The following is a 22,773-nucleotide window of genomic DNA, read 5'->3' as shown; positions in this document are numbered from 1 at the left end:
TGACCTGGGGCGACACGAGCGTCCACGCATTTGTGGGTTCAATCAACATAAAACCGCAGGTCAGAGGCCCTTTGTGACTTAGTTCACTTCCCTGGACCCGAACTCATGGATGTGGCGACACGGGGCATACATTGACCACACGACCCGCGTGGTTCGGACCGGTTCCCGGCTGAGATCGCGCGGGCCGCGACCACCTATCCACATCAGCTGCCCGTCCACAGGATGGATCAGGCAGTGCGATCAACACGCTTGAATCGCGATGCGAGAAGGACTACACACACCATGGCCGCAGACACCACCACGTACGACTCAGTGACGACCTCCTACCGCTCGACACACGCCGAGCTCCAGGCCTGGGTCGACGAGGTCGCCGCGCTGACCAAGCCCGACTCGATCACCTGGATCGAGGGCACCCCCGACGAGTGGACCCGCCTCACCGACGACCTCGTCGAGGCCGGCACCTTCGTCCGACTCGACGAGACCAAGAAGCCGAACTCCTTCTGGTGCGCCTCCGACCCGACCGACGTCGCGCGCGTCGAGGACCGCACCTTCATCTGCAGCGTCGACGAGGCCGACGCCGGTCCCACCAACAACTGGATGGCGCCGTCGGAGATGAAGAAGCTCATGATCGAGCTGTACGACGGCTCGATGCGCGGCCGCACCATGTACGTGATCCCGTTCGTGATGGGTCACCTCGACTCCGCCCACCCGATGTTCGGCGTGGAGATCACCGACTCCGCCTACGTGGTGGCGTCCATGAGCGTGATGGCACGCGTCGGCCGCGAGGTCCTCGACAAGATCGAGGCCACCGACGCGTCCTTCGTCCCCGCGCTCCACTCCGTCGGCGCCCCGCTCGAGCCGGGCCAGGCCGACGTCCCGTGGCCCTGCAGCGACACCAAGTACATCGTGCAGTTCCCCGAGGAGCGCATGATCTGGTCGTTCGGCTCCGGCTACGGCGGCAACGCCCTCCTCGGCAAGAAGTGCTACTCGCTCCGCATCGCCTCGGTGATGGGCCGCGACGAGGGCTGGCTCGCCGAGCACATGCTCATCCTCAAGCTCACCTCGCCGGAGGGTGACGTCAAGTACGTCGCCGCCGCGTTCCCGAGCGCCTGCGGCAAGACAAACCTCGCGATGGTCGAGCCCACGATCGAGGGCTGGAAGGTCGAGACCCTCGGCGACGACATCGCCTGGATGCGCGTCGGAGCCGACGGCCGCCTGTACGCCGTCAACCCCGAGTTCGGTCTGTTCGGTGTCGCGCCGGGCACCGGCTGGGACACCAACGCCAACGCGATGCGCACCATCGCCCAGGGCAACTCGGTGTTCACCAACGTCGCTCTCACCGACGACGGCGACATCTGGTGGGAGGGCATGACCGAGGACGCCCCCGCGCACCTGACCGACTGGAAGGGCCGCGACTGGACGCCCGCGTCCGACGAGCTCTCGTCGCACCCGAACAGCCGCTTCTGCACCCCGATCCGCCAGTGCCCGATCCTCGCGCCGGAGTACGACGACCCCAACGGCGTCCCGATCGACGCGATCCTCTTCGGCGGTCGGCGCAAGACGACGATCCCGCTGGTGACCGAGGCCCGCGACTGGACCCACGGCACCTTCATGGGCGCCACGCTCTCGTCGGAGACCACGGCTGCCGCCACCGGCGCGGTCGGCGTCGTCCGCCGCGACCCGATGGCGATGCTGCCGTTCATCGGCTACGACGCCGGTGACTACTTCAGCCACTGGATCTCGATGGCCAAGAACAACGACGAGTCGAAGTTCCCGAAGGTCTTCTACGTCAACTGGTTCCGACGTGACGAGGACGGCGGCTTCCTCTGGCCGGGCTTCGGCGAGAACAGCCGTGTGCTCAAGTACGTCGTCGAGCGCATCGAGGGCAAGGTCGACGCCGTCGAGACCCCGATCGGCCTCGTGCCGGCGCCGGGGGCACTCGACACCGACGGCCTCGACGTGACCGACGAGCAGCTCGAGAAGGCCCTCGCCGTCGACGTCGACGAGTGGAAGGCCGAGATCCCGCAGATCAACGAGTGGTTCGAGAAGTTCGGCGACAAGCTGCCGGCCGTTCTCTGGACCGAGCTCGACGGACTGAAGGCGCGCCTGGAGGCGTAGCCACCAACGACCCCCGCGCGACGCCCCGCCCCTCACGCAGGTGGTGGGGCGTCGTGCTGCCCAGAGTTGCGATGGTCGAGGCGCCCCAACCCCGCTGGTCGAGGCGCGAAGCGATCGAGACCGATCAGCCGACGCTGGCGACGTCCACGTAGTCGATCTTCGTGTTCGTGCCCCCGAGTGCGTCCACCGTCAGCCGACCGTCGTTCACCGTGACCTGGACGGTCGCCGTCCTGTGCCGCGTCGCGCTGCCCGCCGCGCCGGTCGGTGCGAACGCGTCGATCGCCTTCCTCCCCTCGACGTTGAGCGTGTGGATCTCCGGGTCGGAGCCCACGTTGGGATCGCCAACGGCCACGGTGACGGCGTACGTGCCGTTCGGCACCGCGAGCTCCCAGCGTCCCGGCAACGGGGTCCCGTTGAAGTTCGGCACGTCGTCGGCCTGCATGTGCATGAACGTGTCGAGCCGGAGGTCAGGCTGCACCGACTTGCGCCAACGCCCGTTCCCGGGGCCCGTCGTGCCGCCGACGGAGAGGTCGAGCGCTTGCAACGTGCTCTCACCGAGCCAGCCGTACGTCAGCCCGGTGCCCTGGTCAGGACGCGTGCGAGCACCGAAGGCCTGACCGAAGTCCTTCAGGTAGCCCGACGGGAGCGTCGCGGCCTCGTTGCCGAAGTCGACCTTGACGTCGACCGTCTGCGCAGCCGCTGTCGGGGTCGCCGAGGCGGTGCCGTTTTCGGAGTTGCCGAGGCCCTGGTAGACGGCGCGCACCACGTAGTAGTACGTCGTCCCGTTCACCGCAGCGTTGTCGGTGAACGTCGTCGCCGAGATCGGAGCGGTCGAGGTCGGCCCGCTGATCAGCGAAGCGTCGTTGACGGTGAAGTTGGCGGTCGTCCCGCGCCACACCCGGTAGCCGACACCCACGTCGTACGGGTTGCGTCCCCACGAGAGCGTCACCTTGTTGTTGCCGGGGGTCGCGACCACCTGCGGCGCGGTGATGACCTCGGGCCGGATGTTGCTGACGAGGTAGACGTTGTCCTGGTAGTCGTAATTGATCCCCGCGTAGTCCATCGAGAGCACGTACGTGCCTGGGACCAGGGCCCCTGTACGGTCCTTGACCGGCCACAGGCGAACGTGCTGGCCGCAGGGGGCGACGCACCCGTTCTCGATGTCGACCTGTTCGTTGTTCTTGGTGCGATCACCGTGCTCGCCGTCGACGGCGAAGCCGAAGGAAGTCCCCGGAGTGAACGAGCCCGCAGCCGGTGCGGCACCGACGTTGTTCGAGTTGCGAGGCAGCAGCGACTGCGCGTACTGCCCGCCCATCCCGAACAGATTCCCCAGGGAACCAGTCTTGTTCTGCCACCGCAGCGAGGCGCCGTTCGGGTAGGTGTGGAACCCGGCGAGCTGCCGTACGGCCACCGGCTTGGTGGTGTCGATGCGCGACCAGTACGGGGAGAGGACCTCGTCGCCGATGGGCGCGAACTCACCCTTGCTGGAGAACCCGTTCGGGATGTTGCTGCCGATGCCGAACGCCTTCGCGATCTGCGACAGGTTCGGCTCCTGACCACCCTCGCTCTGCGACTGCCAGAGGCCACCGAGCTGGATCACCTGCACGGGATTGGTCTCGGCGTTGGACTGCACGGTGAGCGTGCCGGTGTGGACCTTGGTCGACTGCGCGACGAACTTCACGGTCAGGTCTCGCGTCGCACCGGGTGCGACCGTCAACGGCAGCGACGGCGCGTTCACCAGCTCGAACTGGCCTGTGACGGGGAGCCCGGTCACCTGCAGCGGCGCGGTCCCCGGGTTGCTGATCCGTACGGTGCCGGTGTCGGCGACCTTCTGGCTCCCGTCGAAGGGGGCCTGGATCCGGTTGAACGCGATCTGGTCCTCGAACGGCACCGGGTCGGCGTTCACGGCCCTGAGCACCGCGCCCTCCGCCTCGGCGGGGACGTACGGCTTGACGTTGCGGACCAGCAGCACGATGTCCTGGCTGTCGAACGGCGAGCCCGGCACCTCCTCGGTCGCGACCACGTACGCGTTCGGCTCGACGGACCCGTCGGCGTTCTTGTACGGATAGACGCGGAGGTGGTGCGGGAGTGCTGCGTCCCACGTGTTGAGGGCGTCCTCGGTGTAGGCCTTGCGTCCGCTGAAGTACGGCCACTCGGAGTAGAACCCGAAGACGTTCTCCTCGCCCGGGTCGATGTTGGTCGTCGATCCGGTCGGGTTGAGCATCAGCCCCTGCGCCTCGGACGCCTTGATCGAGAACTGCGCGTGGAGGCTCGCCGGCTGCCCGGCGTCGTACCAGCCGACGTGCACAGCCGGATCGTTGTTCTGCGGTCCGTACGCCGCCAGCGGGGTGATGCTGATCGGCGAGTCGAACGCGGCCTTCTGGAAGCGCTGCGCCGCGATCTCGTCACCGATCAGGCCCTGCGTCGACGGCATCGACGCGTTGCTCGGATCGGTGTCGCCGACGTTGATCGGGATCTGCAGCGTGTCCATGATGCGTTGCAGCGACGGTTCGTTGGATCCGCCGAGCCCGGCCGCTGCCAGGCCGCGGAGCACGACGGTCCGCGCGCCGGCGTCGGTCGTGATCTGAAGCGAGGCCGACTTCACGCCGACCGACGTGGGACGGAACGTGACGGCGATCGTCGTCGACCCGCCCGGCGCGACCGTGATGGGCGCGGTGTTGGGCGTGGTGACCATGAACGCCGTCGCGTCGGAGCCGGTGAGCGCGAGGCCGCCGGCGGGGATCGTCAGTGTCTGCGACCCGGTGTTGGTCACCTTCGCCGTCGCGGCGGGCGACGTGACGTTGACCGGCCCGCTGAGGACGACCCGCGGCGAGACCTCCGCTCCCGGACCGCCGTTGCCGCCCTGCGGCTTGAGCAGCGCGATGGACGTCGTCGCCGGGTTGTCGGTCATCTGCGTGACGTAGATGTTGCCCGTCGCCGCGTCCTCGGTGAGGTCGAGCGGCTGCTGCAGGTTGGTCGTGCCGCTCAGCGCCTCTTTGCGGTTCGACAGCTTGCCGTCGGCGCCGACGTCGAAGGAGACGATGTCGCGGCCGCTGCTGTAGCGGACGTAGAGCAGCTTGCCCTTGAGCGCACCGCCGAACGCGCTGCTCTTGTACTCGATGACGCCGTTCGCGCTGGCGTGCAGCCCTGCGTCGTACACGTCGGAGAGCGCGTAGTTGGGGTCGGACTGCGTCCCCACCGGGTACTTCGAGTTCTCGAACGGGTCCTTCGCGGCGGTCGGGTTGCCGTTGTTGAGGATGTACTCGCAGCGCGACGGGTTCGGGTGCCCGTAGTACTTCCCCTTCTTGATGTCGAAGACGTAGTCCGTCTCCTCGGGGTTGCTGGTCTGCGCCGCGACCTTCGGGCCCGTGTAGCCGCCGTCGGGACGGTTCGCGCAGACCGCGGGCAGCGTGTCCGGGACGGCGGGGACGTTGCCGCCCGCAGCGGACCCGTTCGTCGGCACGTAGAGGTGTCCGTTGCTGTGCCACACCAGGTCGTACGCGTTGCGGACGCCCGTCGCGTACGGCGCCAGCGGGGCGTCGGTCGCGAACGGGTTGTACGGGCCGGCGTCGCCGGTCCGCACGTTCACCGGAAGCTGCGCGGCGGTCGGCAGCTTGGCCGGGTCGAGCCGCAGGACCGCCGCGGAGAGCAGCCGCTCCTCGCGGTTGGCCCACGCTCCGTCGGGGGCACCCATCGCGTTGTTCGCACCGACGTTGAGGTACAGCGCGCCGTCGGGCCCGAACGCGACCGAGTTGGCCTCGTGGTCCTTCACCGAACGCGGGAGGCCGGAGACGATCGCCTGGTAGTTCTCCAGGTTCGCGCCGGTCAGCTTCGCGATGCGCCCGCTCGAGTCGGGCACGTTGCTCGTCCCCAGGTACGGCGCGTTGTCGCTGATCCACAGGATCAGGTTGTTCGCGGTCGACGCCGGGTCGAACGCGAGGCCGATGACCGTGCGCGTGCCCTTGTTGTAGGTGTCGCCGCTGGCTGCGCCGTTCGAGTAGTTCTTGACGCTGTTGATCGTCTGCCGGTTGGCGAGCGTGCCGTCGGCCTGGATGTCGAAGCGATAGATCTCACCGGTGATGGAGCCGGCGTACATCTTGCCGTCCGGTCCCTTGACGACCGACGTGTACATCCCGCCGGCCGGTGCACCGGAGTCGCTCTTGGCGAACGCGATCGGACCAGCAGGCGTCGTGCCCGTGCCGGTGGTGAAGACCATCGAGTACGGGAGGAACGCGCGACCGTCGACGTCCTTCACGCCGTCGGTGATCTCGAGCCGGTACGCCGTGCTGTCGGCGAGCGACGCGGTGGGCGAGAAGTTGATCGTGTCCGCGCCGCCACTCGTCAGAGCGCTGCCGTCGACCGCGCTGCCGTCGGAGACCTTCACCAGACGAACGGTGCCGCCGTGCAGCGACGCCGGTGCGACACCGCCGCCGACGAGGTTCAGGTCGCTGACGACGCTGCCGGTCGGCGAGACGCCGGTGGCGAGGTTGGCCGGTGTCGACTTGCGCACCGACGGCCGCAGCGACGCACCAGCGACGCTGTCGAGCGTCACCCAGTTGATCTTGGTGTTCGTGCCGCCCGTCGGGGTGATGGTGAGCCGGCCGTCGGTGACGTTGACCGTACGGGTCGCAGTCGCGTGCTTCGTCGCAGATCCTGCAGCGCCCGTCGGGACGTACCCGGCGATCGCGTTCTGGTCCTCGAGGTTCAGCCAGTGCACGGAGTCGATCGCGGTACCGGCGTCGCCGACGGAGACCTCGACACGGTACGACCCGCTGGGCACCGCCATCTCCCAGTAGGCCGGGATCTTCACGCCCTGGCTCGCGTTGTCCGGCAGCTGCATGTGGATCGTGCCGGCTCGCAGCAGGGGTGTCCCGGCGGGTGCCGAGCCCGCGCTGCCGTCGAGGCGGTTGCGTCCGTTGCCGACGATGCTCAGCGGGTCGACCGTGCCGAGGCGCAGCCACCCGTACGCGAGCCCGGTGCCCTGGCCGGCCCCGGTCCGCAGACCGTACGCCTCACCGAAGTCCTTGAGGTAGCCGGCCGGCGGGGCGCTGGCCTCGTCGGCGAAGCGGACCGCACGGTGCACGTCGGGCTCGCTCGGCGCTTCGGTGGTGACGATCGACAGGTGGTTCATCTTGGTGTTCGTGCCGCCGATGGCATCGATGGTGAGGCGACCGTCGGTCACGTGGACCACACCGGTCGCGACCTCGTACTCCTTGGCCGCGGTCGCCTGGAAGCCGCCGACGATCGTGACGCCCTCGGCGCGGATCGTGTGCAGGCTGTCGTACGCGGTGGCGCCCATCTGGTCGCCGACGCTGACGGTGACCGAGTACCAGCCGTCCGGCACCGCCCGCTCGAAGGCGCCCGCAGTCTTGTTGCCGTTGGCGTCCGTCCCGTTGGGCACGTCCCCGTACTGCATGTGGATAAGCCGGTTCTGGAGTGCCGTGACGGGAGCCGTACGGGCCCGGGCGCGGGTGTTCTTCGTGAGGTCGACCGGCTCGTGCGTCGCCGTCGCAAGGCTCGCCTGGGTCACCCAGCCGATGCCCGACCCGCTCGTCCACGCGGACCCGTCGTTCTTGGTCCAGCCGGTCGGGACCGCGTTGTCCGCAGCCGTGGTGAAGACGTACTTCTCGTCCACGTCGACCGGCGGCTCGGGCTCGTCGGTGCTGTCGACCTCGACGTAGTTGATCTTGGTGTTGGTGCCGCCGAGCGCGTCGACGGTGAGCCGTCCGTCGATGACCTCGACGGTCGCCGTACCCGTCTCGTACTCCTTCGCCGCCGAGCTCTTGAAGGCGTCGATCGCCTTCTCACCCTCGACGTTCACGACGTGGGTGCTGTCCCAGCCGTTGGCCCCGCCCTGGTCGCCGACCGAGACCTTCACGGCGTACCAGCCGTCGGGGACGGCGATCTCGAAGGCGCCCGGCACGGTGTTCTGTCCAGCGGTGAGGGGCGGGGTGGCGTCGGCGTACTGCAGGTGGACGAGGCTGTTCTGCAGCGCAGTGACGGGCGACGGCCGCGTGCGGAAACGCGTGTTGGTCGTCATGTCGAGCGGCACGTGCGTGGCAGCACTCAGGCTGTCCTGGCGGACGAAGCCGTTGCCTGCCGCGTCGCTCCAGGCGGTGCCGGTCTGCTTCGTGTAGCCCGAGACTCCCGGGCCGGACGCGGACTGGAACACGAACTTCTGGTGGACCGGCTCGGGCGCGGGCTCGACGCTCGTGACGTCGACCGTCTCGGACGCAGCAGACGGGTTGCCGGCAGCGTCGACGGCGACCACCCAGTACGCGTACGCCGTGCCGGGCTCGACGGTCGTGTCGACGTACTCGGAGTCGTCCACCTCAGCGATCGGCGTGTCCTCGGCGGCGAGACCCGCGGCGCCGCCGGAGCGGTAGACCGCGTAGTGGTCGAGGTCGGGCGCCGTGCTGTCAGCCCAGTCGAGCGCGATCTGGCGCTCGGTCGCCGCGGCGGTGAGTCCCGTCGGCGCGGCCGGCGGCGTGGTGTCGACCGGCGTGGCCGAGGCGCTGCCCGAAGCCGCCGACCGGTTGCCGTGGGTGTCCACCGCGACGACGACGTAGTAGTACGTCGTGCCGTTCGTGACCGACTCGTCGGCGAAACTCGCCGTCGGGACCACACCCGCGATGCCGTCACCGGTCGTCGGCACATTTGCCGTCTCGGAGCGGTACACGCGGTAGCCGCCGAGATCGCTCTCGGTGTTCGCGGTCCACGTCAGGGCGACCTGCTCGTCACCGGCGACCGCCGTGGGGGTCGCCGGCGTGGCCGGCGGGGAGGTGTCGGTGGGTGTGGCCGTGGCCTCGTTGCTGAACTCCGAGGTGTTGCCGCTCTCGTCGAACGCGGCGACCGCGTACGTGTAGAGCGTGTCGTTCTCGGCGTCCTCGTCGGTGTACGCGGCGGTGCCGCCGGCGACCTCGCCGATCGCGATGTAGCTCCCGGCGCCGCTCTTGCGGTAGACCGTGTAGCCGTCGAGATCGGGCTCACCGTTCGCGTCCCAGCTCAGCGCGACCTCGCCGTCGCCGGCCTCGGCGGCAAGACCCTTCGGAGCTGCGGGTGGGGTCGTGTCGTCCGGGACGTCGGCCTTCGGTGTCGCCGGGACGGGCATGGAGTCAGCCGAGGCGTTGCCGCGTCCGTCGACCGCACGGATCGTGTAGAGGTAGGCGACGTCATTCTCCGCGCTCGTGTCGGTGAGCGTGGTGGCGTCCACGCCGGCCTCGATCTCCACCACCACGCCCGTGCCGTCCGCGCGCGTCCGGGTGATGACGTAGCCGTCGAGGTCGGGCTCGGTGTTCTTCGTCCAGCTCAGTGCGACCTCGCCGTCGCCACCGAAGGCTGTCAGACCCGTCGGCGTGGCCGGCGCGCTCTTGTCGATCGGCGTCGCGCCCTGCAGCGCCGGCGACGAGGAGTTGCCCGACGTGTCGCGGGCCACGAGGGAGTACACGTACGTCGTGCCGTTGACCGCGCTCGAGTCGGTCGATGTCGTCGTGGTCTTGGCGAGGCTCCAGCTCTTTGCGGTGCCGCCGCCGGTGCGGCGCAGCACGTAGCCGGCGAGGTCAGACTCGGCGTTCTTCTTCCACGTCAGCGTGACCTTGCCGTCACCGGCGTCGGCGACGAACCCGGCGGGGGTCCTGGGGGCGACCCGGTCGCGGGGGATGGCGCGCACCGCACCGCTGAGGCGCGAGGCGTTGCCGCGGTGGTCGACCGCGCTGATCGCATACGTGTAGGCCGTGCCGTTGGTCAGTCGGGTGTCGGTGAAGCGCGGCGTGCTGACCTCGCGGATCAGGCGGCCGTTGCGGTAGACCCGGTAGCCCCGTAGGTCGAGGGACGAGGAAGCCCTCCAGGTCAGGGCCACGGCACGATCGCCGGCCACCGGTCGTACGGAGGTCGGCGTGGCGGGCGCCTTGCGGTCGGGAGCCTTCACGTACTCGGCAGCGACGGAACCGGCGCCGGACCTCTTGACGTAGCGAACCTCGATCGTGTGCTTGCCCTTGCGGAGCTTGCGCACGCCGGCGGCGTACCGGCCGTTCGTCGTCGTGGCAACCGTGCGGCCGTCGATCCGCAAGGTGGCCTTGCCGACGGCGCGGGCGCGAACCTCGTACGAGCCCTTCAGCGTGCGCGTCGTGGACCAGCGCACGGAGAACGGCTTGCGCTTGGCCGGGTACGAGGCGGCGACACGCTTCTCGCAGCGGGTGACGACGGGGCGGCCCTTGAAGGCGGTGCCCTTGTAGTACTGCGCGAGCCAGCGGCCGGACTTGGCGCACTTGGTCGCGGTCGGCGCTGCGGAGGCCGGGTCGGCCAGTCCGGGGGCGAGTGCGAGCGTGCTGGCGATGAGCACGAAGGCGACGAGGAGGGCAAGCGGGCGGGGCGAACGAACGACGTTGTTCAAGACTGCTCCCGAGACTGGGCCGGAGGGATGACGCGAGACTATGAAGCGCTTCCATCCCGTGTCTCAGGAACGTGAATATTCATCTACCGTTGCCCGGTCGAGGCGCGCAGCACTCGCTGCTCGAGTCGCCCCACCCTCTGGTCGAGCCGTTCTTCCCCCGCTGGTCGAGCCGTTCTTCCCCCGCTGGTCGAGCCGTTTCCCCCGCTGGTCGAGCCGTTCTTCCCCCGCTGGTCGAGGCGCGAAGCGATCGAGACCACTGAGCGACGTTGACGACCACGGAGCGCAGCTTCTCACCGTCGCTTCGTGGTTGCAGACGTCGCTCACTGCCGTACGACCGTGGCCCGGCGCGGTGCCGAGGACCGGGCTCTGGCCGGCAGCACGACCCAAGCGACGACCGCACCGAGGCCCGTGACGACAGCGCCAGCGAGCAGCGCGTCGCCGAGAGCGCCGACGAACGCGGTGTTCGCTGCCGACACCAGCTGCCCTGCTGCAGGGGTCGCGCCGAAGTCGGCGGCGACGGTGTGCGCCACCCCGACCGAGTCCTGGGCAGCGGGTGTGACGCCTTCGGGGAGACCGCCGCGGTACGACGTCGTGAGCATGCTGCCGAGGACGGCGATCCCGAGCGACCCGCCGATCTGCATCGCCGTGTCGGTGACGGCGGCCGCGGCGCCGGACCTCCCGATGGGTGCGACGGCGAGCATCGCGTTCGCGGCGGAAGGCATCGCGAGCCCCATGCCGAAGCCGAGGAGAGCGACGCCGCCGAGGACCGGCAGCCCCGAGGCGGCGGTCGCACCGGCCGTGACGACCAGAGCGGTCGTGATCACCACGAGCCCGGCGGACACCGTCGCGCGGAGCCCGACTCGCTCCACCAGCCTCGCACCGAGCGGCGCCGCGACGACCAGGGTGGCGATCGGGAGCAGCTGCAGCCCGGCGTCGACCGGCTCGCGGCCCTGGACCACCTGCAGGAGCTGGGTCAGTACGAACAGCGTGCCGTACAAGCCGAAGGCGACCGCGACGACGACCACGGCCGCCCCGCTGAACTGCCTCTCGCGCACCAGCTCGGGCGGCAGCAACGGATGGGTCGTACGGCGTTCCCAGGCGACGAACGCGACGAGCACGGCGACGGCTGCAGCGATCGATCCGAGGGTGATCGGATCGGTCCACCCGTGGCGGGACGCCTCGACGATCCCGAACACGAGGCCACCGAAGCCCACCGCCGCGAGCGCTGCGCCGGGTGCGTCGAACGGTGTCGGTCGGGGACTCTTCGACTCGGGGACGAGGAAGAGCCCGGCCACGACAGCGACGACGACGATCGGCACGTTGACGAGGAAGACCGATCCCCACCAGAACCGCTCGAGCAGCACGCCTCCGAGGATCGGGCCGAGCGGGATGCCGAGAGCGGCCGTCCCCGCCCAGATGCCGATCGCCCGGGCCTGCTCGCCGGGCGGGAACGTGTGCTTGATGATGGCGAGGGTCGACGGCATGATCAGCGCCGCGCCTACGCCCATCGCGCCCCGCGCGGCGATGAGGGTGCCAGCGTCGCTCGCGTACGCTGCCGCGATCGAGAAGGCCAGGAAGACCAGCATCCCGACGATCAGCATCCGCTTGCGTCCGTAGCGGTCGGCGAGGTTGCCGGCCGGGAGCAGCAGCGCCCCGAACGTGACCGCGTACGCGTCGACGATCCACTGCAGCTCGGTGCTCGTGGCTGCGAGATCGGTCTGGATCATCGGGAGGGCGAGGTTGAGGACGAGGGTGTCGAGCGCGATCAGCAGCAGGCTCGCGCACAGCACGAGCAGGATGACCCACCGCCGCGGATGCCCGTCGGCGGGCCGGCCCGGGGTGGTCATGGCGTCGCCGGTTCTGAGATCGGCGGGGCGACCGGCGCAGCGACATCCCACACGCCCTCGCGCGCCGTACGGCGTACGTAGTCGGTGAAGTCCCGCGGCGCCCGGCCCAGGGCGCGCTCCACTCCGTCGGTCGTCGCGGCGTTGCGACCGTCGAAGAGGGTCGTGAAGAGCGCGGCCAGGAAGCCGGCCTCCTCTGACGGCAACCCGGCCTCCTCGACGAGGGCCGCCGCGTACGCGTCGGGTGGGACGGGGACATAGCGGAGCGACCGATGGGTGGCAGCTCCGATCGCGGCTACGGCCTCCGCGAACGTCAGCGATCGCGGACCGGTGACCTCGTACGTCTGGCCGGCGTGCCCCGCCTCGGTGAGCGCCGCGACCGCCACGTCCGCGACGTCGTCGGCATCGACGAACGGTTCGGCGACCCGGCCGGCGGGGAACGCGACGACACCGCTGAGCACCGGTTCGTAGAGGAATGCCTCGCTGAAGTCCTGGCTGAAGACCGCCGAACGCACGATCGTCCAGTCCCACGGACGACTCCGTACGACCTCCTCGCAGCGTTGCGCCTGCTGCTCGCCGCGACCGGACAGCAGGACCGCTCGGCGTACGCCCATCGACGTCGCGAGGTCGGCGAAGGCGCCGATGTCGGCGGGCGCGCTCGGAGCGCCGATGTCGGGCAGGTAAGCGAGGTAGACCGCGTCGACGTCGGCGAGCGCGGGTTCCCACGTCGCCCGGTCGGACCAGTCGAACGGTGGGTGAGCCGACCGTGAGCCGACACGGACGGCGTGCCGTGCGGCGGTGAGTCGGGAGGCGACGCGGCGACCGGTCTTGCCGGTGCCGCACGTGACGAGGGTCAGGTCTGGGTGGTGAGCTGTGGTGTCCATGACTCCAGTCGACTGCAGCACGCGTGGATGCTCCATGGCTTCAGGGCTCAAAAACATGTGCGAGCGTCTAGAATGCGACCCATGGACGCCCTGGCTCGTCTGCTCGACGGTCCTCGTGGCCGCGGCGCCTACCTGCTGCGCGTGCAGATGGAACCGCCGTGGGCCGTGCGCGTGCAGGACCGCGCGCCGGTGGGTGTCGTCGCGATGCTGGAGGGGTCGGCGTGGCTCGCGTCGGACTCGGGCGAGTCGGTGACGCTCGGTCCGGGCGGCGTCGCCATCCTGCGCGGACCGGAGCCGTTCACCTTCGCGGACGGTGCGAGCACCGAGCCGCAGGTGGTCCTCCACCCCGGGCTGTTGTGCACCAGCCCCGACGGCGAGGACCTCTCCGAGCGGATGGATCTCGGGCGGCGTACGTGGGGCAACAGCGCCGACGGGTCGACCGTCATGCTGATCGGCTGCTACCAGCTGCGGGGCGAGGTCAGCAGGCGACTCCTGGCCGCGCTGCCGACGATGCTCAGCCTCGACGCCGACGAGCTCGAGTCCCCGGTCGTCGCGCTGCTCGCGGACGAGATCGCCAAGGACGGGCCGGGACAGGACGCCGTGCTCGACCGGCTCTTCGACCTGGTCCTCGTGTCGGTGCTGCGGGCGTGGTTCGCGCGGAGCGCGGGCGCGGGGCAACCCGCGTGGTACCGGGCGTACGGCGACCCGGTCGTCGGCAGCGCACTGCGGATGCTGCACGAGGACCCGGCCCGCCCCTGGACGGTCGAGAACCTCGCGACGAGCGCGGGCGTCTCGCGCGCCGGGCTCGCGCGGCGCTTCGCGGAGCTGGTGGGCGAGCCGCCGATGACGTACCTGACCGGCTGGCGGCTCGCGCTCGCCGCCGACCGCCTGCTCGACCCGGACGCGACGCTCGAGACGGTGGCGCGCGAGGTCGGCTACGGGAGCGGGTTCGCCCTGAGCACGGCGTTCAAGCGTGAGCGCGGCATCAGTCCCAAGGAGCACCGCGTCCGCGCGTGAGGTCCGCTGGTCGCGACGCTTCGCTCAAGGGCAGCTCAGGCCGTACGCGGCTCCCACCCGATCGCCGGCAGGACCTCCTCGGTCAGCGCGGCAAGGTGCTCGACGTTGTAGGCGACGCCGAGCATGTTCGGCACCGTGATCAGCAACGTGTCGGCATCCCGTACGGCGGCGTCCGCGGCGAGCTCCTCGGCGAGCGCGGCCGGCTCACCGACGTACGACTTCCCGAACCGCGACACGAGCCCGTCGATGACGCCCACCTGGTCGGAGTCGGAGCGCTCACCGAAGTAGGCGCGATCGGTGTCGTCGAGGAGCGGGACGATGCTGCGGCTGACGGAGACGCGTGGCTCGCGCTCCCAGCCCTGCTCGGCCCAGGTCTCGCGGTAGCGCGTGATCTGCTCGGCCTGCAGCTGGTCGAACGGGACGCCGGTGTCCTCGGTGAGCAGCGTCGACGACATCAGGTTCATCTGCTGCTTCGCGACCCACTCGCCGGTCGCGCGCGTCCCGGAACCCCACCAGATGCGCTCGCGCAGGCCGTCCGACTGCGGCTGGATCGCGAGCGGGACCTGCTGGCCGGTCATCTTCGGGTCAGACAGCGCCACGCCGGCGCCCTCGATCGCTGCCAGGAACAGCTCGTTGTGGGTCCGCGCCATGTCGGCGTCGGTGGTGCCCTCCGTCGGGACGAACCCGAACGACTCGTAGCCGCGCTGGGCGTTCTCCGGTGATCCGCGGCTGACGCCGAGCTGGAGCCGGCCCGCGCTGATCAGGTCCGCGGCGGCCGCCTGCTCCGCCATCGCGAACGGGTTCTCGTAGCGCATGTCGATCACACCGGTGCCGATCTCGATCCGCGAGGTGCGAGCGGCGATGGCGGCGAGCAGCGGGAACGGGCTCGCGAGCTGGCGCGCGAAGTGGTGCACCCGCACATACGCGCCGTCGAGCCCGAGCCTCTCGACCTCGACCGCGAGCTCGATGCTCTGCAGCAGCGCGTCCTGCGCCGTACGGACCTGGGAACCGGGGACGGCCTGCCAGTGGCCGAAGGACAGGAATCCGACATTCTTCACACCGCTCATGATGGGTGAAGCGTCAACTACCTGCGCGGTATTCCGACCCGTACGGGAGGATGGAGGCATGGCCGACGCCGCAACGCCCTCCCTCATGCCCGCCGCGTTCATCGGTCACGGCAACCCGATGAACGCCCTCGAGCGCAACCGCTACACCGAGGCGTGGCGCACGCTCGGCGAGTCGCTGCCGAGGCCGCGCGCGATCCTCGTCGTGTCGGCCCACTGGTACATCAACGCCACCGCCGTCACCGCGATGCGCAGCCCGCGGACGATCCACGACTTCTACGGGTTCCCGAGGGAGCTGTTCGACGTCGAGTACCCGGCACCCGGGATGCCGGAGCTGTACGAGGAGGTCTCCGACGCCGTGCACCCGACGTGGTGCGGTGAGGACAAGGACTCGTGGGGCATCGACCACGGCACCTGGTCCGTCCTGACGCACGTCTTCCCCGACGCCGACATCCCCGTCGTGCAGCTCAGCATCAACGCCGACAAGCCGCTCGACTACCACCTGGACCTCGGCCAGAAGCTCAACGCGCTGCGGGCCGACGGCGTCCTCGTCCTCGGCAGCGGCAACGTCGTCCACAACCTCGGCGGCATGGACTGGTCGCTCGCGGACGAGGGGTACGACTGGGCGCACCGCTTCGACGAGTCGGCCAAGCAGCTGATGGCTGACGACCCGACGAACATCCCGACGCTGGACGCGCACGCCGACTACCGCCACGCGGTGCCGACGCCCGACCACTTCCTGCCGCTGCTCTACCTCGCGGGCATGGCCGACGAGACCGGGCGCGGGGCGGAGGTGCTGGTCGACGGCTACACGTACGGGTCGCTCTCGATGACCGCGTACACGCTTGACCTCGACTGCCCGGACGCCGGCGCGGGAGCTCCCACCGGCGACCCCGCCACCCCCGACGCACCCCCGGACGGGTCCAACATCTGACCCTTCCGCCCCGTCCGCCCCGTCCGCGATTTGTGCAGCTGGTCAAGGAATCGGGGCTGCAACTCCTTGATCAAGTGCACAAATCGCGGACGGTACGGAGGGGGTGGCCGCGGTCAGTCCGCCAAGACGTGCTCTGGCTCGGGCTCGACCTCGAGCGCGTCCTCCATCTCGCGTCCCGACATGCCCGGGATGAGGAGGGCGACCAGCGCTGCCACGAGCATCGCCGCACCGAGGAAGAGGAACCCGGCGACGTACGCAGACTCGCGTGGCTCGCCGCCGCGACCGAGGTGGCCCGTGACGATCGTGGCCATCACTGCCGAGCCGACGGCGCCGCCGATCGTACGGATGTTGGCGTTCATGCCGCTCGCGACGCCGGTCTGCTCCGGCGGGACCGCTGCGACGACAAGGCTTGCGAGGCTCGCGAACACCGCGCCGAGCCCGAGCCCGAACAGGCCGCTCGCGACAGCCGTCTGCCACGGCTGCTCGTGGACCAGCCCGGTGGACGTCAGGCCGATCGCGGCGACGACACAGCCGATCACGACGACCGGCTTCGGGCCGCGGATGCGCGCGAGACGCGCCGAGACGAGTCCCATGATGAACGTGCCCACCGACGCCGGGAGCATCAGCAGCCCCGCCTCCGTGACGGTGGCTCCGAAGCCGTACCCGGCGACGTCCACGTCCGTCTGCAACAGCCGCGGCGTGAACGCGAAAGACGCATACATGCCGACGCCGACCAGGAATGCCACGAGGTTCGCGGTCCACACCGCCGGCATGCGCATCATCCGCAGGTCGATGAACGGGACGGTGGCGTGCTGCTCCACCATCACCCAGCCGACGAACAGGACGACCGCGGCGACGACGAGCCCGACCACGAGGACGGAGCCCCAGCCTGCGCGGGAGCCTTCGCTGATGCCGATGAGCAGTGCGGTGAGCCATCCGGCGAACAGCAGGGTGGGGAGGAGAGGGATACGCCCGGGGGTGCGTACGGGTGACTCGGGCACGAGCAGCCAGGCGGCGATCGCGGCGAGACCGGTGACGATCGCCGGCAGCCAGAAGAGCCAGGCGTAGCCGAAGGTGTTCACCATCGGTCCCGCGACCACCGTGCCGAGTCCGCCGCCCGCGCCGAGGAGAGCCGAGGTGAAGCTGATGGCGCCGGCGATCTTCGGCTCGGGGAACTCGTCGCGGATGATGCCGAACGACAGCGGGATCACGCCGCCGCCGATGCCCTGGATGACGCGGGCAAAGATCATCACGCCGATGCTCGGGGCGAGCGCAGCGACGACACAGCCGATCGAGAGCGCGGCGAGCGCGAAGACGAGGACGCGCTCCTTGCCGATCGCGTCACCGAGGCGGCCGGCGACGGGGGTGAAGATGGAGGCGGAGACGAGGTACGCGGTCACGACCCACGTCACCGTCGTCGGGTCGGTGTTGAGCTCGTCCTGGATCCGCGGGAGGACCGGGATCGTCAGCGACTGGACCAGCGCGAACGACGCCACACCGATGCTGAGCACCGCGAGGGTGACGAGATAGTTCGACCGTCGCGCGGACGAGATCATCGATGGCCCCCTTGCGAGTGGAGGCCGCGGCGCGACCTAGTTCCGTATGGCAACTAACCACAGGGTGTCAGAGTTCATTCCCGGACCCCCCGATTGTGCTCCGGGTGATTGGTCTCGATCGCTTCGCGCCTCGACCAGCGGGCCCACACTTCGCTGGTCGAGGAGGGCGAGGAACGAGCCCGTCTCGAGACCATGGTCTCGATCGCTTCGCGCCTCGACCAGCGGAAGGGTGCGGCCCCGACCAGCGGGAGGGGTGGCCTCGACCAGCGGGAGGGGTGGCCTCGACCAGCGGTTAGCTCACCGCGTCTCGCGCGATCGGACACGACATGCAGCGCGGCCCGCCACGGCCCGTACCGAGCTCCGACCCCGGGATCCGGATCACCTCGACCCCCGCGGACTCCAACCGGGCGTTGGTCTCGACGTTCCGCTCGTACGCGACGGCGAGGCGCGGCGCGATCGCAAGCGTGTTGTTGCCGTCGTCCCACTGCTCGCGCTCGGCGGTGACGGCGTCGAGGCCGGTGTCGATGACGCGCATGCGGTCGATCTGCAGCGCCTTCGCGGCGGCCTCGAGGAACGGCATCGGTTCGTCGACGTGCAGGGCCGTGTCGCCGCCGGGCGTGACGGCGTACGCGCGAAGGGTGTCGGCGACAGCCGGGTACATGACGACCGCGTCCACGTCGACCATCGTGACGACGGTGTCGAGGTGCATGGTGGCGCGGTCCTGGGCGATGGGGACGGCGAGGACGGTCGACGCGAGCCCGTGCTCGAAGCACTGCCGAGCGAGACGCTCGAACCCGGCCGGAGTCGTACGCTCCCCGACGCCGACCGCGATGACGCCCTCGCCGAGCACGAGGATGTCGCCGCCCTCGAGGTGCTCGAGCTGCGGCCCGTGGATGCGAGGCACGTGGGCGAACCGCGGGTGGTGCTCGTAGACGATCTGCGTCAGGTGCGACTCCCGCGCACGGGCCGGCATCGCAAAGCTGGTGAGGGCGACCGCGCTGCGCAGCCACGCCGACGAGTCGCGGGTGAAGAGCAGGTTGGGCAGCGGATCGATGAGGAAGTCGTCGGGCTGCAGCAGGGCGGTCACCACGCTGCGTACGCCGTCGAGCTCGTCGTTGCGGAGCCCGGCCGTGAGGATGTGGGCGAGGCGCTCGGGTTCGTACGTGGTGAGGGCGCCGATAAGGTACTCGGCGACGGTGTCTCCGAGCCGCAGGTCGGCGGTGACCTCGGCGACCGCGGTCGCGTGCGCGGCGGGCTGCTCGAGGGTCTCGACGAGCAGGTCGCGGAGGTACAGCACCTCCACCCCGTGGTCGGACAGCGCGTTCGCGAACACGTCGTGCTCGTCCTGCGCCTTCCCCACCCACGGCAGCCCGTCGAAGAGCAGCGAGTCGTTGTTGCGAGGGGTGAGACGCTTCAGCTCGGGGCCGGGGCGGTGCAGCATGACCGTCCGCAGGCGACCGACCTCGCTCGCGACGTCCGGCGGGTTGACGCTGTGATCCATCTCTTCACCCTAGGCTGACCGCGTGACTCTCGTGATCTCGGTCGTCGCCCTCGTGGTGGCCCTCGGCGCGTTCGGCGTCACCCTCGCGGCGGCGCGGGGCGTACGGTCGCGCAACCGGCCGGTCGACTACCTCCCGCGTGACACGGCCGCGCTGCGACGCGAGGTCGCCGCGTTGGCGCAGGCGCAGCAGCACGCCCTGCGGAATCTCGCGGTGGTCCGGTACGACGCGTTCGGCGACTCCGGTGGCGCGCTGTCGTGGAGCATCGCGCTGGTCGACGACGGCGGCTCCGGCGTGGTGCTGACGTCGATCCACGGGCGCAACGAGACGCGGACGTACGCGAAGAGCGTCGCGGCGTGGGCCAGCGAGCAGACGCTGACGCCCGAGGAGGAGCGGGCGCTGGCGGAGGCGCGGCGCCCCTAGCCGTACTAGTCAGGTGCTCGACTTCTCCTGCGTGGGCGCCGGCGGCTGCGATGCGTGCGGCGTGTGCGTGTGGCGCCGGCGGCGTACGGAGCGAGCCTCCTGGCCGCGCCATCGCTCCCACGCGTTGCAACCGAGCAGCACCGCACCCGCGAGCGCGAACCCGGCGAGGATGTCGATCACGTAGTGCTCGGCGTAGTAGACGAGTGCGAACGACATGACCAGCGGATACAGCAGCAGGAGCCAGCGCCAGCTCGAGCGGAGCCGCTGCACCCCGTAGAACGCGATCAACGCCGCGAGTCCAGCGTGCAGCGACGGCATCGCCGCGACGGGGTTCCCGACGTTCGCCAGCGCGAGGTGGAACCCGCCGAGACCGAACGTGGACCACCCGCGCCCGGTGAGGCGTACGACCTCCTCGTTGAGGTAGCCGTCCTGCGAGGCCATCCACGGCGGCGCCATCGGATAGAGGATGTAGATCACCAGCGCACCGAAGCTGATCGCGAGGTAGCGGCGCATCCACATGACCCACTCGCGCCGGCTGACCATCCAGAGGATCACGGCGATCGTGAGCCCGGCGACGAAGTGCGTGAAGTAGACGGTGGTGAGTATCGCGTCGTACCAGTGCGGCGCCGACCCGCCCGCGGAGCACGGCTGGTCGCACAGCCACTCCTGGAGGTGGCGCGTCGGGGTCGTGCCGCCGCCGATCCACTCGTCGAACCGGATCGGCTCGGTGAAGTGCACCGGCATCGCGAACAGCTCGTCGGCGAGGCCGCGGCTGTAGAGGTAGACGAGCAGGAACGCGACCGGCCCCCACCAGTCACGGAGGAACGTCAGGTGCGAGCGCCAGCCGGCGCCGATGTTCCAGGCGATCGTGAGCACCCAGAGCCAGGCGACGATCTGGACGACGTCGGTCGGCAGCCCGATGAACGTGATCCACAGGGCGAAACCGCCCGCGAAGGCGACCATCGCCGCGGCACGGCCCCGGCGCGAGGTCAGCGGGTTGTCTTCGGGCGCGGCGTCGGCAGGCATGACGTCGGCCGGCACGGCACTGTCCGGCGTCGCGTCGGCCGGAGCGTCCACCGCGTCAGTCGCATCGGGGTGCGCAGAGCCCCGAGTCGTGTCGTCCACCAACGCCTCCTGATCCGCACTTCTGTACTACGTTATGCGCCACGGGTGTCAGAAGCGACGCGATAAGCATCGCTGGTCGGGCATCCCGGATACTGAGCCGGGTGCCGAAGCGACGCCGTACCCCCTGGGTGTACCGCCAGTGGTCGCTCCTGGTCGAAGCCCCGACCCCGCGCCCGATCGGGCCGCGCGTCGGGCTGTTCGTGATCGCCGGAGTCATCGGTGTGCTCGGCGCGCTGTACCTCGTCGCCGCCGGCACGGCACTGATCGCCGACGGCGCGTCCGCGCAGACGGGTGGCCGGTACGGACCTCGGTCGGCGTGGATCACGCTCGGCGGCGGAGTCGGCATCACCGCACTCGCCGTGACGATGCTCGTCCTCGACCACCGGAAGACGCGACAGGTGCAGGCGATCCTGCGACTCCGCGCGGATGGACTGTCCGTACTGCCGTCCGGTCGGCGCGCCACCCGCCCGACGGTGGAGGTCACCGTCCCGTGGGACGACGTGGTCGGTGTGACGCTCGAGGAGATCGACGGGCGCGAGCGGGTCGCCGTACGGGCGGTGGTCGACGGCGCGGAGACGACGCTGCTGGCGGTCGACCTGGTGGATGCACGTACGGCGGTGGCCGTGGTCGATCATTTCGTGCGCCAGCCGGCGGACCGCGAGGCGATCGGACGTCGTCGCGGCGAGCGCCGCGTCGTCGACATCGTCGAGGCGCTGCAGGCCGAGGTCAGGCCGGCTTCGGAGCGTCCACCGCAAGCTTGACTCCGACGAGTCCGAGGAGGCTGCCGCTGACCCGGCGTTGCCACGCCATCCACGCGGGGCGGCGTACGAGGAACGCGGCGATGGCACCGGCGACCACGATCAGCGTCGCGTTGACGACCGCGCTCACGGTGATCTGGATGCTGCCGAGCACGAAGCCCTGGAGCACCACGTCGCCCCGCGAGAGGTCGACGAACTGCGGGATCAGCGAGACGTACATGATCGCGGCCTTGGGGTTGAGCAGGTTCGTCGTCAGCCCCATCGTGAACAGCCTTCGGTGCGAGTCACGCGGCAGGTTGCGCGCCTCGAAGGCGGACAGGCCGCCTGGGCGCAGGGTCTTGTAGGCGAGCCAGAAGAGGTACGCGGCGCCGGCGATCTTGAGCGCGACGTACAGCCACGGCACCACGACGAACACCGCCGCGAGGCCGACGTTCGCCATCACCATGTAGACCGCGAACCCGACCATCGTGCCGAGCAGCGACACGAGCCCGGCCGCGGGGCCTTGGCTGATGCTCCGCGAGACGAGGTAGATCATGTTCGGCCCCGGTGTGAGCACCATGCCGAGCGCGACGAGGGTGATGCCGACGGCGGCAGCGGTGTCGATCATGCTCCAAGCCTTCCAGGACAAACCGGGATGGAGCACCCCGTTTAGCGCCAGCAAGCACAAAGATCCGCACTCACGCTGGTCGAGGCGCTCCCTTCCGCTGGTCGAGGCGCTCCCTTCCGCTGCTCGCGGTCCTCCCCATCCGCTGGTCGAGGCGCAAAGCGATCGAGACCACTCGCTGCTTGACTACACCCATGACCGCCGTCGACGACTACATCGCGAGCCTCCCCGACGACATCCGCGAGCCGGTCACCCTCGCCGCCGACGCGATCCGCGGCGGTCTCCCCGGCGCACCTGAGAAGGTCCGCTACGGCATGGCCGCGATCATCATGGGCGGCCGGTACGCGATACACCTTGCCGGTTGGAAGAAGCACCTCGGCATCTATCCCGTCGCGGAGCTCGAGCCCGACCTCGAAGCCCAGGTCGCGCGTTACCGGTCCGGCAAGGACAGCCTGCGGTTTCCGTACCGCGACACCATCCCGTACGACCTCATCGAGAAGGTCGCTTTCGCGCTCGGGCGGCAGCACGCAGAGACGACCTGACGGTCGGCGATAC

14 protein-coding genes are annotated in these 22,773 nt (G+C 70.0%); 6 read left to right on the top strand and 8 right to left on the bottom strand.

The window, feature by feature from the left end; genetic code table 11:
• The first annotated feature begins 282 nt into the window (after positions 1-282).
• Positions 283-2,118, top strand: coding sequence for a phosphoenolpyruvate carboxykinase (GTP) (locus AB3M34_RS01030; protein WP_370617223.1), 1,836 nt, complete (start codon positions 283-285; stop codon positions 2,116-2,118).
• 124 nt (positions 2,119-2,242) lie between these two features.
• Here AB3M34_RS01030 and AB3M34_RS01025 read toward each other — a convergent pair whose 3' ends face one another.
• The 3 genes from AB3M34_RS01025 to AB3M34_RS01015 form a co-directional block, all read right to left on the bottom strand.
• Positions 2,243-10,510, bottom strand: coding sequence for a choice-of-anchor D domain-containing protein (locus AB3M34_RS01025; protein WP_370617222.1), 8,268 nt, complete (start codon positions 10,508-10,510; stop codon positions 2,243-2,245).
• Positions 10,511-10,830: 320 nt separating this feature from the next.
• Positions 10,831-12,357: an MFS transporter gene (locus AB3M34_RS01020; protein WP_370617221.1), complete on the bottom strand. Its 1,527-nt coding sequence runs from the start codon at positions 12,355-12,357 to the stop codon at positions 10,831-10,833.
• Entirely contained in the window at positions 12,354-13,238 is an 885-nt protein-coding gene (locus AB3M34_RS01015; protein ID WP_370617220.1) for an NAD(P)H-binding protein, read from the bottom strand. Before AB3M34_RS01015 ends, AB3M34_RS01020 begins: the two co-directional genes overlap by 4 nt.
• Before the next feature lie 81 nt (positions 13,239-13,319).
• Here AB3M34_RS01015 and AB3M34_RS01010 point away from each other — a divergent pair, with 81 nt between their 5' ends.
• Positions 13,320-14,255: an AraC family transcriptional regulator gene (locus AB3M34_RS01010; protein ID WP_370617219.1), complete on the top strand. Its 936-nt coding sequence runs from the start codon at positions 13,320-13,322 to the stop codon at positions 14,253-14,255.
• A 35-nt stretch (positions 14,256-14,290) separates the two neighbouring features.
• Here AB3M34_RS01010 and AB3M34_RS01005 read toward each other — a convergent pair whose 3' ends face one another.
• Complete coding sequence (locus AB3M34_RS01005; protein WP_370617218.1) at positions 14,291-15,313, bottom strand: LLM class flavin-dependent oxidoreductase; 1,023 nt, start codon at positions 15,311-15,313, stop codon at positions 14,291-14,293.
• A gap of 67 nt (positions 15,314-15,380) precedes the next feature.
• Here AB3M34_RS01005 and ygiD point away from each other — a divergent pair, with 67 nt between their 5' ends.
• Positions 15,381-16,253, top strand: a complete 873-nt coding sequence (gene ygiD / locus AB3M34_RS01000; protein WP_370617217.1) for a 4,5-DOPA dioxygenase extradiol — start codon at positions 15,381-15,383, stop codon at positions 16,251-16,253.
• A gap of 113 nt (positions 16,254-16,366) precedes the next feature.
• On the opposite strand, the gene AB3M34_RS00995 is transcribed toward ygiD, so the two are convergent.
• Both AB3M34_RS00995 and AB3M34_RS00990 read right to left on the bottom strand, forming a co-directional pair.
• The gene (locus AB3M34_RS00995) at positions 16,367-17,809 is read right to left on the bottom strand and encodes an MFS transporter (RefSeq protein ID WP_370617216.1); all 1,443 of its coding nucleotides are present in this window, start codon (positions 17,807-17,809) and stop codon (positions 16,367-16,369) included.
• Between the two features lie 292 nt (positions 17,810-18,101).
• Positions 18,102-19,310, bottom strand: a complete 1,209-nt coding sequence (locus AB3M34_RS00990) for an arginine deiminase (RefSeq protein WP_370617215.1) — start codon at positions 19,308-19,310, stop codon at positions 18,102-18,104.
• A gap of 22 nt (positions 19,311-19,332) precedes the next feature.
• Here AB3M34_RS00990 and AB3M34_RS00985 point away from each other — a divergent pair, with 22 nt between their 5' ends.
• Positions 19,333-19,731, top strand: coding sequence for a DUF4446 family protein (locus tag AB3M34_RS00985; RefSeq protein WP_370617214.1), 399 nt, complete (start codon positions 19,333-19,335; stop codon positions 19,729-19,731).
• Positions 19,732-19,740: 9 nt separating this feature from the next.
• Here the strand turns inward: AB3M34_RS00985 and AB3M34_RS00980 are convergent, their stop codons facing one another.
• Positions 19,741-20,856: a phosphatase PAP2 family protein gene (locus AB3M34_RS00980; protein WP_370617213.1), complete on the bottom strand. Its 1,116-nt coding sequence runs from the start codon at positions 20,854-20,856 to the stop codon at positions 19,741-19,743.
• Positions 20,857-20,957: 101 nt separating this feature from the next.
• Between AB3M34_RS00980 and AB3M34_RS00975 the strand changes: the two genes are divergently transcribed.
• Positions 20,958-21,617, top strand: a complete 660-nt coding sequence (locus AB3M34_RS00975; protein WP_370617212.1) for a hypothetical protein — start codon at positions 20,958-20,960, stop codon at positions 21,615-21,617.
• Here the strand turns inward: AB3M34_RS00975 and AB3M34_RS00970 are convergent.
• Positions 21,583-22,221, bottom strand: coding sequence for a LysE family translocator (locus AB3M34_RS00970; RefSeq protein ID WP_370617211.1), 639 nt, complete (start codon positions 22,219-22,221; stop codon positions 21,583-21,585). The two genes, AB3M34_RS00975 and AB3M34_RS00970, sit on opposite strands and share 35 nt — an antisense overlap.
• Positions 22,222-22,412: 191 nt before the next feature.
• Between AB3M34_RS00970 and AB3M34_RS00965 the strand changes: the two genes are divergently transcribed.
• Positions 22,413-22,760 (top strand): iron chaperone, encoded by a 348-nt coding sequence (locus AB3M34_RS00965; RefSeq protein ID WP_370617210.1) that lies wholly within the window; start codon positions 22,413-22,415, stop codon positions 22,758-22,760.
• Positions 22,761-22,773 lie beyond the last annotated feature (13 nt).

It is taken from the genome of Mumia sp. Pv4-285 (assembly GCF_041320275.1).
Classification (GTDB): Bacteria; Actinomycetota; Actinomycetes; order Propionibacteriales; family Nocardioidaceae; genus Mumia; species Mumia qirimensis.
This window is presented reverse-complemented; position numbering and strand designations above follow the sequence as displayed.

Bases quoted from the DNA above. Each gene is read 5' to 3' on its own strand.
- AB3M34_RS01020 (WP_370617221.1), bottom strand. From the start codon at position 12,357: ATGACCACCCCGGGCCGGCCCGCCGACGGGCATCCGCGGCGGTGGGTC.
- AB3M34_RS01030 (WP_370617223.1), top strand. From the start codon at position 283: ATGGCCGCAGACACCACCACGTACGACTCAGTGACGACCTCCTACCGC.
- AB3M34_RS00990 (WP_370617215.1), bottom strand. From the start codon at position 19,310: ATGGATCACAGCGTCAACCCGCCGGACGTCGCGAGCGAGGTCGGTCGC.
- AB3M34_RS00965 (WP_370617210.1), top strand. From the start codon at position 22,413: ATGACCGCCGTCGACGACTACATCGCGAGCCTCCCCGACGACATCCGC.
- ygiD (WP_370617217.1), top strand. From the start codon at position 15,381: ATGGCCGACGCCGCAACGCCCTCCCTCATGCCCGCCGCGTTCATCGGT.
- AB3M34_RS01010 (WP_370617219.1), top strand. From the start codon at position 13,320: ATGGACGCCCTGGCTCGTCTGCTCGACGGTCCTCGTGGCCGCGGCGCC.
- AB3M34_RS00995 (WP_370617216.1), bottom strand. From the start codon at position 17,809: ATGATCTCGTCCGCGCGACGGTCGAACTATCTCGTCACCCTCGCGGTG.
- AB3M34_RS00970 (WP_370617211.1), bottom strand. From the start codon at position 22,221: ATGATCGACACCGCTGCCGCCGTCGGCATCACCCTCGTCGCGCTCGGC.
- AB3M34_RS01015 (WP_370617220.1), bottom strand. From the start codon at position 13,238: ATGGACACCACAGCTCACCACCCAGACCTGACCCTCGTCACGTGCGGC.